The 12777-nt window shown below is 68.8% G+C and carries 13 protein-coding genes and 1 pseudogene; 8 read left to right on the forward strand and 6 right to left on the reverse strand.

Annotated features, from left to right (window positions below; genetic code table 11):
* Nucleotides 1–80: 80 nt before the first annotated feature.
* From AC31A1_RS33915 to AC31A1_RS33925, 3 genes are read right to left on the reverse strand one after another with little or no spacing between them, the layout of a single operon-like run.
* The gene (locus AC31A1_RS33915; protein ID WP_489656986.1) at nt 81–953 is read right to left on the reverse strand and encodes a carbohydrate ABC transporter permease; all 873 of its coding nucleotides are present in this window, start codon (nt 951–953) and stop codon (nt 81–83) included.
* A gap of 31 nt (nt 954–984) precedes the next feature.
* Nucleotides 985–1860, reverse strand: a complete 876-nt coding sequence (locus AC31A1_RS33920; protein WP_489656987.1) for a carbohydrate ABC transporter permease — start codon at nt 1858–1860, stop codon at nt 985–987.
* Nucleotides 1857–3185, reverse strand: a complete 1329-nt coding sequence (locus tag AC31A1_RS33925) for an ABC transporter substrate-binding protein (RefSeq protein ID WP_489656988.1) — start codon at nt 3183–3185, stop codon at nt 1857–1859. Before AC31A1_RS33925 ends, AC31A1_RS33920 begins: the two co-directional genes overlap by 4 nt.
* A gap of 108 nt (nt 3186–3293) precedes the next feature.
* On the opposite strand from AC31A1_RS33925, the gene AC31A1_RS33930 reads away from it, so the two are divergent.
* The 4 genes from AC31A1_RS33930 to AC31A1_RS33945 all read left to right on the forward strand — a co-directional run bounded on the left by AC31A1_RS33930 (nt 3294) and on the right by AC31A1_RS33945 (nt 7481).
* Entirely contained in the window at nt 3294–4346 is a 1053-nt protein-coding gene (locus AC31A1_RS33930) for a LacI family DNA-binding transcriptional regulator (RefSeq protein WP_489656989.1), read from the forward strand.
* Nucleotides 4347–4448: 102 nt separating this feature from the next.
* Nucleotides 4449–5795: a glycoside hydrolase family 10 protein gene (locus tag AC31A1_RS33935; protein ID WP_489656990.1), complete on the forward strand. Its 1347-nt coding sequence runs from the start codon at nt 4449–4451 to the stop codon at nt 5793–5795.
* A gap of 112 nt (nt 5796–5907) precedes the next feature.
* Nucleotides 5908–6960, forward strand: coding sequence for an LCP family protein (locus AC31A1_RS33940; protein WP_489656991.1), 1053 nt, complete (start codon nt 5908–5910; stop codon nt 6958–6960).
* Nucleotides 6961–7124: 164 nt separating this feature from the next.
* A complete protein-coding gene (locus AC31A1_RS33945) occupies nt 7125–7481 on the forward strand; it encodes a YciI family protein (protein ID WP_043676922.1) in 357 nt (118 codons plus the stop codon).
* 8 nt (nt 7482–7489) lie between these two features.
* On the opposite strand, the gene AC31A1_RS33950 is transcribed toward AC31A1_RS33945, so the two are convergent.
* Together AC31A1_RS33950 and AC31A1_RS33955 are read right to left on the reverse strand one after the other, a co-directional pair.
* A complete protein-coding gene (locus tag AC31A1_RS33950) occupies nt 7490–7801 on the reverse strand; it encodes a zinc ribbon domain-containing protein (protein WP_489656996.1) in 312 nt (103 codons plus the stop codon).
* Nucleotides 7802–7804: 3 nt separating this feature from the next.
* The gene (locus AC31A1_RS33955; RefSeq protein WP_489656992.1) at nt 7805–8656 is read right to left on the reverse strand and encodes an RNA-guided endonuclease InsQ/TnpB family protein; all 852 of its coding nucleotides are present in this window, start codon (nt 8654–8656) and stop codon (nt 7805–7807) included.
* Between the two features lie 154 nt (nt 8657–8810).
* Between AC31A1_RS33955 and AC31A1_RS33960 the strand changes: the two genes are divergently transcribed.
* Nucleotides 8811–9014 carry an Arc family DNA-binding protein gene (locus AC31A1_RS33960; protein ID WP_489656993.1) on the forward strand — a complete coding sequence of 68 codons (204 nt, stop codon included), beginning with the start codon at nt 8811–8813 and terminating at the stop codon, nt 9012–9014.
* A gap of 28 nt (nt 9015–9042) precedes the next feature.
* Nucleotides 9043–10317, forward strand: a complete 1275-nt coding sequence (locus tag AC31A1_RS33965) for an RNA polymerase sigma factor (RefSeq protein WP_489656997.1) — start codon at nt 9043–9045, stop codon at nt 10315–10317.
* Here the strand turns inward: AC31A1_RS33965 and AC31A1_RS33970 are convergent.
* Nucleotides 10314–11495, reverse strand: a complete 1182-nt coding sequence (locus AC31A1_RS33970) for a class I SAM-dependent methyltransferase (RefSeq protein WP_489656994.1) — start codon at nt 11493–11495, stop codon at nt 10314–10316. The two genes, AC31A1_RS33965 and AC31A1_RS33970, sit on opposite strands and share 4 nt — an antisense overlap.
* Nucleotides 11496–11596: 101 nt before the next feature.
* Between AC31A1_RS33970 and AC31A1_RS33975 the strand changes: the two genes are divergently transcribed.
* Both AC31A1_RS33975 and AC31A1_RS33980 read left to right on the forward strand, forming a co-directional pair.
* The gene (locus AC31A1_RS33975; RefSeq protein WP_489656995.1) at nt 11597–12589 is read left to right on the forward strand and encodes a polysaccharide deacetylase family protein; all 993 of its coding nucleotides are present in this window, start codon (nt 11597–11599) and stop codon (nt 12587–12589) included.
* A pseudogene (locus tag AC31A1_RS33980) lies at nt 12586–12777 on the forward strand (polysaccharide deacetylase family protein); the annotation flags it as partial. The gene AC31A1_RS33975 and the pseudogene AC31A1_RS33980, both read left to right, overlap by 4 nt.

Genomic DNA, 12777 nt, shown 5'->3' on the forward strand with positions numbered 1-12777 from the left:
GGGCGGGGTCGCGCCAGGGGGCGGTGGTCATGAAACTCCTGTCAGAGAACGGGGGTTCGGCTTCCGGGGGTCCGCCGGGATCATTTGCCGCCTACGCCCATCAGGCCGCCGACCAGGGCGCGCCGGGCCACCAGGTAGACGGCGAAGATCGGGATGCCGGAGAGGACGACCGAGGCGAGCAGCGCCGGGATGTTCACGCCGAACTGGCTGACGTAGTTGAAGAGTCCGAGCGTGAGGACCCTCGGCCCGTCGGACTGGGTGAAGATCAGCGGGAAGAGGAAACCGTTCCAGGCCTGTAGCGCCGCGTAGATGACGACCGTGCTGATACCGCCCTTGGTCATCGGGATGACCAACTGGAACAGCATCCGCGTCGCCGACGCGCCGTCGAGCGCCATCGCCTCGTACAGGTCCTCCGAGATGTCCCGCAGTGTGCCGGTCAGGATCAGCACGGAGACCGGCATCGCGAACGCCGCCGTCGGGAGGATCACCGCCAACAGGCTGTCGTACAGGTCGAGTTTGGCGATCATCAGGTACAGGGGGACTACGACGGCCTGCGCCGGGATCGCCACTCCCATCAGGAACAGGCGGAAGGCGCCGCTCGACCAGACCGTGCGCGTGCGTACGGCCACGTAGGCCAGCGGGACACACAGGACGAGCACGATTCCTACGACCGCAGCCGCCACCAGTGCCGTGTTCGCGAGGAAGTGACCGAAGCCGTTGTGCAGGACGGTGTTGTAGTTGGCGAAGGTCGGATCGGTGGGCGGCTTCAGGGCGTTGTTGCCGAGGGCCTTGTCCTGGCGGGTGAGGGACGCCGAGATCATCGCGTAGATCGGCACGATGACGACGGCGAGCCAGAGGAGCGAGCCGAGCCCGGCGACGGGGTTGGGGCGTTTGGCCCAGTGCCGGCGCCGACGGGTGTGCGGAGGCTCCACCGGTTCCCCTGCCGTCTTCACCGGACGCGGCAACGTGTCATGTGACACTCCGTCACATCCCTTCGCGGGTACTGCGCATGGCTCCGAAACCGGTGAGCCTGACCAGGACGAGGGAGAGCGCGGTGGCGATGACGACCAGGAAGGTCGCGATCGCGCTCGCGTAGCCGAAGTCGTAGCTCTTGAAGCCGGCTTCGTACATCAGGTACGGCAGGATCGCCGTGTCCGTGCCGGGGCCGCCCTGGGTGAGGATCAGCACGGTCTCGAAGTAGGTGAGCGAGCCGACGATCATCAGCACGCTGGATGTCGTCGCCGTGTTGCGGAGTTGGGGCAAGGTGATCGAGAAGAACTGCCGGTAGCGCCCGGCGCCGTCAATTGCCGCCGCCTGGTAGAGCACTTCGGGTATCTGGCGTGCCCCGCCCTGGTAGATGAGGGTGTGGAAGGGAATGAACTGCCACCCTCCGACAAACACGATCGCGAGAAACGCCCCACTCGTCGACCCGAGCGTGTCCTGATGAATGACACCGAAGTTCGGGTCGAGCAGCGCGTAGAAGAGCAACGCGATGGCGGTCGAGGAGAGCAGGAACGGCACGAAGAAGATCGCGGAGAGCACTGCCCGGTTGCGCTGGCGTCCGGCCGCCCAGACGCCGAGAAGCAGGGAGACCACCGTCTGGAAGGCCCAGCTCGTCACCGTCAACAGGACGGTGATGGTGAGGGATTGGGTGAGGCGGTCGTCGTGCAGCAACTTCTGCCAGTTGGCGAAACCGACCGGCTTCGGGTCACCGAGCCCGTTCCATTTGGTGAAGGACAGGTACACGGCGAGGACCATGGGCGCGACGGCGAAGAAGACAAAAAACAGAACCCCGGGCACAGCCCAAACGCCATGGGGCGCAGCGCCCCGATAGGGGCGCGGGGAACTGCGCGACCTCACTTCAACCCCTTCAGCGCCGAAACGAACTCCGCCGGCGAACTCTTCCCCACGAACAGCTTGTTGATCTCGGTCAACATCGGCGTGGACACATCCGGATCCACCGCCTGGTCCCAGCTCAACGTGAACGCCGGCGCCTGCTGCACCATTTGGTACTGGAACTTCGCGAACTCGGGATTGGGCGAGGAGTCCAGCAACTTCTCCGCGTTGGACGTGGTCGGAATATCCCCGTTGGCGACCAGCTCCTTCGCATACGCCTCCGACGCACAGTCCCGCAGAAACGCGATCGCCGCGTCCTTGTTGCCCGTACGCGCGTTCACGGACCAGTAGTTGGTGGGGTTCCCGACCACGTTCCGGATATCACCAGCCCCGCCCTCGTACTTGGGGAAGGCGAACCACCCAAGGTTCTTCTTGGCGAAGTCGGGAAACTTCCCGAGCTGCGTCGAGTACTCCCACGACCCCATGAGATGCATCGCCGCCTTGCCCTTGGCGAACACCGCGGGCGCCCCACCGTTGACGTACGACACGGAGCTGAACCCCTTGCCGAACGCCCCGTCGTCGATGAGCTGCTTGACCGTCTCGGCGGCCTTGAGGACAGCCGGGTCGTCCCAGCCGGACGCGTCACCGTTCTTGATCTTGTCGAAGACGTCGGGCCCGCCGATCCGGTCGACCAGGTACTCCAGCCACATCAGCTCGGGCCAGATGTCGGCGCCGCCGAGGGCGAACGGGGTGATGTTGGCCGCCTTGAGTTTCTTGTTGATGTCGAGCAACTCGGCCCAGGTGGTGGGCGGTTGGAGCTTGTGCGCGGCGAAGACGGTCTTGTTGTAGAAGAGGATCACCGGCTGCATGCCGCGCATCGGTATGCCGTAGTTCTTGCCCTTGAGCGCGCCCGCCGCGAGCACCGACGGCAGGAAGCCGTCCTTGAGGACCGGGTCGGACTTGATGGTGTCGGTGAGGTCGACCAGCTGGTTGGCCTCCTGGTACGCCTTGATCGAGCCGCCGCCCCAGTTGAAGAAGACGTCCGGCGCGTTCGGTGAGCCCATCGCGGTGCGCAGCTTGGCCGGGTAGTCGGTGCCGGGCACCTTCTCCAGCTTGATCTTGCCCTTGGCCTTCTTCGCCGCCGCCGACGCGTTGAACCGGGTGACGGCCTTGACCTGCACCTTCGCCGCGTCGTCGCCGTAGGTGAAGGCGGTGACCGTGCCGCTGCCGCCGGTGCTGTCACTGGAGCCGCATGCTGTGAGCCCGGTGGTGAGCAGGGTGGTGGCACCGGCGCCGAGCACCCAGCGCCTGCTGAACGTACGCCCGCCGTTGGACGTGTTGGGCTCCATGGACAGCACCTCTCGTGCGAATGTTTCGAGCCGTTCTACGAATGTTCCGGGAACGTAAGGCGCGCTGGGGGGTTCGTCAAGAGGTCGCGCAGGGATACGATCGCCGCCATGACAGCCCCGGATTCCGCCGAAACCCAGACAGCGGGTCGGCCGACGCAGACCGCCACGCTCGCCGAGATCGCCCGCGAGGCCGGAGTGTCGGCTCCGACTGTTTCGAAGGTCCTCAACGGCCGTGCCGACGTCGCCCCCGCGACCCGCACCCGCGTCGAGGACCTGCTCCGCGTCTACGGCTACCGGCGCCGCCGCGCCGAGGCGACCCGCTCCCCGCTGATCGACCTGGTCTTCCACGAGCTGGAGAGCGCCTGGGCGATGGAGGTCATCCGGGGCGTGGAGAACGTGGCGCGGGACTCCGGGCTGAGCGTGGTCCTGAGTGAGAGCGCGGGGCGGCTCACCCCGGGCCGGACCTGGGCCGACCAGGTCGCCGCCCGCCGCCCGCACGGCGTGATCCTCGTCCTCTCCGGGCTCGACGAGTCCCAGCGGGCGCTGCTCACCAGCCGTTCCATCCCGTTCGTGGTGATGGACCCGGCCGGTGACCCGGGCGCGGACGTCCCGTCGATCGGCGCCACCAACTGGCAGGGCGGGCTCGCCGCCACCCGGCACCTGGTCGAACTCGGCCACACCCGGATCGGCGCGATCAGCGGACCGTCCCGGATGATGTGCAGCCGCGCCCGGGTCGACGGATACCGGGCCGCGCTGGAGACGGCCGGGCTGCCGGTCGACCCCTCGCTGATCACCACCGGCGACTTCCACCACGAGGCGGGCTACCGGCTGGGGCTTGAGCTGCTGCGCCGGCCCGACCGGCCCACCGCCGTCTTCGCCGGCAACGACCTCCAGGCGCTCGGTCTGTACGAGGCCGCGCGCGAACTCGGGCTGCGCATCCCGGAGGACCTGAGCGTGGTCGGCTTCGACGATCTGCCGGTTGCCCGCTGGGTCGGCCCGCCGCTGACGACCGTACGACAGCCCCTCACCGAGATGGCCGAGGCGGCGGCCAAGCTGGTGCTCGACCTCGGGCGTGAGCAGGAGACCTCGGCGGCACGGCGGGTGGAACTGGCGACGAGCCTGGTGGTGCGGAGCAGTACGGCACCGCCGGCCACCGAGTGACGCCGGTGGCCGGAAGATGACGTATTGACGAGTGGGGTGTGTCGCCCCACACTCCTCCGAAGCCAATCGGTTGCACAACCGAAACTTTCGGAGGCACCCGCAATGAGATCTCTGAGAACCGGCTTGTCCCTGGCGGCCCTGTTCACCGGCGCCGTCATGCTCTTCGCGGCACCCGCCGCGCACGCCGCCGACACCCCGCTGCGCGACCTCGCCGCCGCGAAGGGCAAAGTCGTCGGCACCGCGGTCACCGGCTCCAAGCTCACCGGCACGTACGGCGACATCGCCGGCAGCCAGTTCAGCTCGCTCACCCCCGGCAACGCCATGAAGTGGGAGACGGTCGAGCCGACGCAGGGCAGCTTCAACTGGTCGGAGGCGGACCAGATCGTCGCCTTCGCGCAGGCCCACAACCAGCAGGTGCGCGGCCACACCCTGGTGTGGCACAGCCAGAACCCGAGCTGGCTGACCAACGGCACCTGGACGTCGGCCCAGTTGAGCAGCCTGCTGCAGAACCACATCAGTACCGAAGTCGGCCGCTACAAGGGCGAGATCACCGCCTGGGACGTGGTGAACGAACCCTTCAACGAGGACGGCACCTACCGCTCGACGCTCTGGTACAACGGCCTCGGCGTCAACTACATAGCGCAGGCGCTGACTTGGGCCCACGCGGCCGACCCGGCCGCCAAGCTGTACATCAACGACTACAACGTCGAGGGCGTCAACGCGAAGTCCACCGCCCTCTACAACCTGGTCAAGTCCCTGAAGGCGGCGGGTGTTCCGATCGACGGGGTCGGCCTCCAGGCCCACCTCATCCTCGGCCAGGTCCCGGCCACCCTCCAGCAGAACATCCAGCGCTTCGCCGACCTGGGCGTGGACGTGGCGATCACCGAGCTCGACGTACGGATGGCACTCCCGGCGGACAGCGCCAAACTCGCCCAGCAGAAGGCCGACTTCAAAAGCGTCATGGCCGCCTGCGTGGCCGTGACGCGCTGCGTGAACGTCACCGTCTGGGGCTTTACCGACTCCGACTCCTGGGTCGACAGCACGTTCCCGGGCTACGGGGCGGCGACCCCGTACGACGCCAACTACGCGCCGAAACCGGCGTACTACGGCCTCTCGGAGGCGCTCGGCGGTACGACCACGACCCCGCCGCCGACCGGGGCGTGCTCGGCGACGTACGGCGTGACGAGTCAGTGGAACACCGGGTTCACCGGGCAGGTGACGATCGCCTGTTCCGGGGCCTCGCTGTCGTCCTGGAAGGCCAGTTGGGCGTACGGCGCGGGCCAGCGGATCACCCAGGCCTGGAACGCGACCTGCACCCAGTCGGGCACGGCGGTGAGTTGTGCGAACGCGAGCTACAACGGGACTGTCCCGGACGGCGGTTCGGTGACGTTCGGCTTCAACGCGTCGTGGAGCGGGAGCAATCCGGTGCCGGTGGTGACCTTGGGATGAGGGAGGCGGGGGGAGTGAAGCGGGGCTGAGAACCGTGAGATTTTCCGTAGAAAACCGTCTCGGGACGTCTCCCCTAACTTTCTCCTAATAATTCGGACTTACGTTCCTCCCCGTGACGGACACAGAGAACGTTGACGAGGACAGACGCGTGGGCCGGCGGTCGAGAGTGCTGAAGATCGCCGGCCTCACTCTGGCCGGTGCCCTCGTCCTGGGTGTCGCCACGGCCGGCTGGGCCTACTGGCACCTCAACAGCAACATCAAGAGCGTCGACATCGACAGCGCGCTCGGCACCGACCGCCCCGCGAAGGCGGTGACCACACCGTCCTCCGCCGCGTCCGCGTCCGCCGCCCCCGTGCCGACCGGCTCCCTGAACATCCTGGTCCTCGGCTCCGACTCGCGCAGCGGCAAGGAGAACCAGGCACTCGGCGGCGGCAGCAGCTCCGGCGCCCGCTCCGACACCGCGATGGTCGTCCACATCGACGCGGGCCGTAAGAAGGCCACGATCGTCAGCATCCCGCGCGACACCCTCGTCACCCGCCCGTCCTGCCCGCTGTCGTCGGGGGGTTCCACGTCGGTGGCGTACAACGCGATGTTCAACACCGCGTACTCGGTGGGCGGCCCGGTCTGCGCGGTCAAGACGGTCGAGTCGATCACCGGCGTCCGCATGGACCACTACATAGAGATCGACTTCGCGGGCTTCGCGAAGCTGGTCAACGCGCTCGGCGGTGTCACCGTGACGGCCACCGAGGACATCGACGACGACGACAGCCACCTGCACCTCAAGAAAGGCACCCACCACCTCGACGGCAAGCAGGCCCTGGCCCTCGCCCGCACCCGGCACGGCATAGGCGACGGCAGCGACCTGGGCCGAATAGGCCTGCAACAGATGCTGGTGAAGGCCCTGTTGACCCAGATCTCCACCCACGACCTCCTCACCGACCCCACCAAGCTCTACGAGGTCACCGACGCGGTCACCGACAGCCTCACCACCGACACCGGCCTCGACTCCCTGAGCGAACTCATCAGCCTCGGCCAGAGTCTGGAGGGCCTGTCGGCGGACGCGGTGACCACGGTGACGATGCCGAACATCACGGCACCGTCGGATCCGAACCGGGTGGTGGCGAAGGAGCCGGCGGCGAGCGATCTGTGGGAGTCGCTGCGCTGAGGGATCGGATGAGAGGTAGCTGACCTGCGAAAACAGGTGGACGGAAAAAATCTTCGAGGTTTTCCGGCGAGTGTGTCGATCCGCTCGCCCCTCGTTCGACGCATGGTTGAAAGGCCGGGAAGAGCCCGGTCGGAGAACGCCAGAGAACGAACCGAGGAGTCACCATGCCCCGCTACCTCTCCCTCGTGCAGATCGACGAGAAGACCGCCCCCGCCGAGGGCCCCAGCCCCGAACTGATGCAGCGCATGGGCGAGCTGATCGAGGAGATCACCAAGGCCGGCGTCATGCTCGACACCGCCGGTCTCACCCCGACCGCGCAGGGCGCCCGCGTGCACTGGGAGGGCGGCAAGATCTCCGTGACCGACGGGCCGTTCACCGAGTCCAAGGAGGTCGTCGGCGGCTACGCGCTCATGCAGTGCAAGGACATGGCCGAGGCGATCGAGTGGACGAAGCGGTTCCTCAAGGTGCACGAGGAGTTCTGGACGGTGACCTGCGAGGTGCGGGAGATCGCGGAGGGCTGAGCCCCTCCTTAAGGGAGGGGGATTCCAACCCAGGCGGGTTGAGGTTCACGGGCGCTCGAACGGCAGCTGGCGGTTGTCACCCCTCCGGCACCGGCTGATCGCCGGGGGCGGGAAATCCCGCCCTGTCCTGCCGCGACGTTGGTTGCTGCGTTGCTGTCCGCGTTGCAGGTGAAGCCGCAGGAGGAGCAGACGAACTCGGCTTGGCTCTTGCGCGAGTTCTTGTCGATCCATCCGCAGGCACTGCACCGCAGGCTGGTGCAGGCGGCGGGTACGTCCTCGACCCGCCCGGGGGCCTTGTGCCCGGTGCGCTGCCGCAGCAGGCCTCAGCCTTGGGCGAGGATCGCCCGGTTCAGCCCGGCCTTCTGCCGGACCCGTTGGCCGGGCTCTTCGACCGTCCCCTTCGCGGAGGCGGTCATGTTCTTGATGTTCAGCTTCTCGAACCGCACCAGGTCACAGGTGCGGGCGAGCATGGTCGAGGTCTTCTCGCACCAGTCCTTACGGCGATCCGCTTCGCGCGCCTTGAGCTGGGCGACCCCGGCGTACCCGGCCGCCTTCCGCTCGCTGCCCTTCGGGGCGCGGGCGGCGCGCCGCTGGTGCTTGCGGATCTGGGCGCGCTCCTTGACGGTGAGCTGCGGGCAGTTCAGCGTCCGGCCGTCGGACAGGGCAGCGGTGATCGTGACGCCCCGGTCGATGCCGATGACCTCGCCCGTGCCCGGAGCGGCGATCGGCTCGGGGATCACCGCGAACGCGATGTGCCACCGGCCGTTGCGGAACGTGACACGGAACGTCTTCGCCGAGGGCAACTCGGCACGGGTGAGACGGAACCGGACCCATCCACAGCCAGGCACCTTGACCTGCGCCCAGCGGCGGTTGAGCTTCCGCACCACCACGGACCGGCCCATGACCTGCTTGCCGGTCTTCGCGTTGAGCGTGGGGCTGCCGTCGGCGTCGACCTCCGCGACCCGGTCGGTGCCGATGACGCGGAAGCCCTCGTGCACGTACTTCTTGCGCCACGTCGGCTCGCCGAAGCCGGAGGCGAACCTGGCGTTCTTGGCCTTGGCGAAATCCTTGAGCGCCTGCTGCTGCACGTCCGCGTTTCCGTTGCCCAGCCACTCGCTCTCACGACGGGCCTCGGTGAGCTGGCGGCACTGTTCCGCGAAACCGGGCGCAGGCATGCGGCCCCGCTACCAGTGCGCATGCTGCTCGACCGCCAGGTTCCACACCTACCGGGCGTGCGCACAGTGCAGGAGGAGCATCTGCTCCTCCTGCTGCGGCGTCGGGTACATGCGGAAACTGGACATGGCCCCATCATAGGGCCATACTTGACAGGTGATCAAGTTCAATCTCCGCCTCCCCGAAGACCTCTACGACGCCGCCAAGGATGCAGCCGACGCCGACGACCGCTCCCTGAACTCCTGGCTGGTGTCCCTCGTGCGCCGCGCCGTCGAGTCGGGTGATACGCCGGATCGCCGTGACGATGATCCGGCTGTCCCTGCCCCGCTATGTGGGAGCGGGCATGCACCCCGGCCGTAAGCGACCGGGCACCCTGCCCGAAAACAAGGTGGAACCGGAAGCACAACCCACCTCGCCCGTGTCCGCCCTGGAAACCGCTCTGGAGACCGTCTTCCGCATCGAGTCCCCGCGCATCATCGCCGCCGTCGCCCGCCTGGTCCGCGACGTCGGCATCGCCGAGGAACTCGCGCAGGACGCGCTGGTCGCCGCGCTGGAGCAGTGGCCGCGGGACGGTGTGCCCGACAACCCGGGCGCCTGGCTCATGGCGACGGCCAGGCACCGCGCCGTCGACCTGATCCGGCGCCGGGAGAACTACGCCCGCAAGCTCCAGGAGATCGGCCGCACCCTGGAGACGACGGCCCCGCCCGAGGAGCCCCCGGCCCCCGACGACATCGACGACGACCTCCTGCGCCTGGTCTTCACCACCTGCCACCCGGTCCTGTCCGCCGAGGCCCGCACCGCCCTCACCCTGCGCCTCCTCGGCGGCCTGACCACCCCCGAGATCGCCCGCGCCTTCCTCGCCCCCGAGCCGACGATCGCCCAGCGCATCGTCCGCGCCAAACGCACCCTCGCCACCAAGAACGTCGCCTTCGAGGTCCCCTACGGCCCCGACCGCGAGGCCCGCCTGGGCTCGGTCCTGGACGTCATCTACCTGATCTTCAACGAGGGGTACGCGGCGACGGCGGGCGACGACTGGCTCCGCCCGAGCCTCTGCGAGGACGCGCTCCGCCTGGCCCGTCTCCTCGCCGGCCTGATGCCGAAGGAACCCGAAGTGCACGCCCTGGCCTCCCTGTTGGAGTTCCAGGCCTCCCGCTCGGCCGCCCGCACCGCCCCGAACGGCGACCCCGTCCTCCTCAAGGACCAGAACCGCCGCCGCTGGAACCGCCTCCTCATCGCCCGCGGCATCACCGCCCTCGGCCGCGCCGACGCCGTCTCCACCGGCGCCCCCGGCCCCTACGCCCTCCAGGCCGCCATCGCCGCCTGCCACGCCCACGCGTACACCTACGACGAGACCGACTGGCCGATGATCGCGACCCTGTACGGCCTTCTCGCCGCCCGATCCCCGTCCCCGGTGGTCGAGTTGAACCGCGCGGTCGCCGTCTCGATGGCACAGGGCCCGGCCCCGGCACTGGAGATCGTCGACACCCTCGCCTCCGAACCGGCCCTGCGCGACTACCACTTGCTCCCGAGCGTCCGCGGCGACCTGCTCCTCCGCCTGGGCCGTACGACGGAGGCGAAGGCGGAGTTCACCCGGGCGGCTTCGTTGGCGCGCAACGAACGCGAACGCCAACTCCTGCTGCGCCGGGCGGCGGAGGCGTCCTAGACGGGCCGCCCGATCAACATCGCCGGCGCCCCCGCCACCCGAGTAAGAAACACAGTCGCCGAGTTGGGTCCCTGAGGCTTCACCTTCCGCCGCAGCTCCTCCGGCTCGACAGCCGACCCCCGCTTCTTCACGGTGAGGACGCCCACCTCGCGCTCTCGCAGCAGCGCCTTCAACTTCTTCACCCCGAACGGAAGTTGATCGGTGATCTCGTAGGCGGAGGCATACGCGGTCGGCCGTAGTTCATCCGCCGTCACATACGCGATGGTCTCGTCGACGAGCCCACCCCCCACCTCCTCCGCCACCTCGGCGACGAGGTGGGCGCGGATGACCGCACCGTCGGGTTCGTACAAGTACCGCCCCACGGAACGCACTTCGGGGTCGGGCAAACCGCGCCCGTGCAGAACTCGCGGTCCGGGCAGCAGAGTTGCCCGCACCGCCCCCGGCCGCACTCCCGTCCCGAACCACAGCACCGCCTCCTTCACGTCACCCCCGTCCGAGATCCACTCCGCCTCGGCCGTCGCCGGGACCGCCTCGTGCGGGACCCCGGGTGCGATCTTCAGCGCGGCGAGCGGGGCCGTCGTAGCGGCGCCGATGGCCCAGGACAACGGCGGGGAGTACGCCTCGGGGTCGAAGATGCGGCCGCGTCCGCCGCGCCGCGCGGGGTCGACGAACACGGCGTCGTACGCGGACGTGTCGACGTCGGTGACATCCGCCTCGCGGACCTCGATCAGCTCGGCGAGTCCCAACGCCTCCGCGTTCGCGCGCGCCACGGCCACCGTCAGTGGGTCGCGGTCCACGGCCAGGACCCGTACCCCCGCCCGTGCCAGCGCGATCGCGTCGCCGCCGATGCCGCAGCAGAGGTCGGCGACGGAGGTCACGCCGAGGTCCAGGAGGCGGCCGGCGCGGTACGTGGCGACGCTTGCCCGGGTCGACTGTTCGAAGCCGTTCGGGGTGAAGAACATCCGGTCGGCGTCCTCGGGCGTGAACTTCGCCGCCGCGGCGCGCTGGCGCAGCCGGGCCTGGCCGAGGGCCGCCGAGACGAGGTCGGCGGGGTGGTCGCGGCGCAGGCGGGTGGCGACGGCGAGTTCCTTGGCCGGGTCGGTGCCGCGGACCTCGTCGAGGAGGGCACGGCCCTCGGGGGTGAGCAGGGCGGCGAAGGCGCGTACGGGGTCGTTCACCGGGTCATTGTGGGCCAGTCGGTGGACGGTGTGCCTCCGGTGGCGGTGTGTTGGCGGTGTCGGCGCGGGATCGGGGCCGGGGCCTGAAAAGATCCGACCCCATGCGAGTAGTCGTACAAAATGACATCAATCGGGCGTGTGGGGATCGAGGAGATCAGGGAACCCGGAGCGGTCGGGGAACCCGGGGCGACCGGGGTCGGAAGGCGGGAGTCGCCCGTGGCGCGCTCGCCGCCCTCGCGCTCGCCGCTCTCGTCTCCGGCTGCGGCCAACCCGGTTCGGGCGCGGGTGTGCACCCGGCGCAGGGCGCGCAGCCGCTGCACGCGCCCCCGGCCCGCGCGCTGGACTCCTACGCGAGCAAGTTGCGCGCCGCGTACGCCGCGCGGGTTGCCGCGGCCAAGCGCTGGGGGCTGGCGAAGGTGCCCCTCCAGGCCCCGCCGGCTCCGGCCCACAAGCCGGAGATCACCGCGCGCAAGGGCTTCGAGGTGGACGACCAGGAGGAGTTGAACCTCCCGCCGGTCTTCACGACGATCCCCACGAAGCGGAAGATCGTCTTCCTCACCATCGACGACGGCGAGAACAAGGACCCCGCGTTCCTGCGGATGATGAGCGACCTGAAGATCCCGTACACCGCCTTCCTCAGCAACTACCTGGTGAAGGACGACTACGGCTACTTCCGGAAGATGCAGGCCCAGGGCCACACGGTCAACAACCACACCCTCACGCACCCGTATCTGCCGGGCCTGTCCTACGCCGAGCAGAAGCGCGAGATCTGCGGCATGCAGGACATCATGAAGAAGCAGTTCGGCAAGGCCCCGACGGTCTTCCGGCCGCCGTACGGGAACTACAACCACGACACCCTCGTCGCCGCGAAGTCCTGTGGCATCAAGTACGCCCCGATCTGGGACGAGGAGGTGTTCGTCGACCACTGGGAGTACCGCGAGGACGACCGGTCCCTGCACCCCGGCGACATCGTCCTGACCCACTTCCGGGGCCGTGAGGACTGGAACGGCACGATGGTCGACGACATGCGCCGCTTCCTGGGCAAGGTCACGGCCGAGGGGTACGCGGTGGCCCGCCTGGAGGACTACCTGTGAGGCGGGCGGGCCGTCTGCGGGTACCGGTGGCCGTCGCGTCGGCGGCCGCTCTGCTGTTCCTCACCGGTTGCGCCCAGTCCGTCGACCCCATCGAACGGCTCGGCAAGAAGGCCGCCCAACGCGTCCACCCGCACGGCCCGTCCCACGAACAGCCGTACCGCCACTGGGGTCTGACGGCCCCCCTGGCC

The organism is Streptomyces sp. P5F9 (genome assembly GCF_057961495.1).

Bases quoted from the DNA above. Each gene is read 5' to 3' on its own strand.
- AC31A1_RS33925 (WP_489656988.1), bottom strand. From the start codon at position 3,185: ATGGAGCCCAACACGTCCAACGGCGGGCGTACGTTCAGCAGGCGCTGG.
- AC31A1_RS33930 (WP_489656989.1), top strand. From the start codon at position 3,294: ATGACAGCCCCGGATTCCGCCGAAACCCAGACAGCGGGTCGGCCGACG.
- AC31A1_RS33975 (WP_489656995.1), top strand. From the start codon at position 11,597: ATGCGAGTAGTCGTACAAAATGACATCAATCGGGCGTGTGGGGATCGA.
- AC31A1_RS33955 (WP_489656992.1), bottom strand. From the start codon at position 8,656: ATGCCTGCGCCCGGTTTCGCGGAACAGTGCCGCCAGCTCACCGAGGCC.
- AC31A1_RS33935 (WP_489656990.1), top strand. From the start codon at position 4,449: ATGAGATCTCTGAGAACCGGCTTGTCCCTGGCGGCCCTGTTCACCGGC.
- AC31A1_RS33945 (WP_043676922.1), top strand. From the start codon at position 7,125: ATGCCCCGCTACCTCTCCCTCGTGCAGATCGACGAGAAGACCGCCCCC.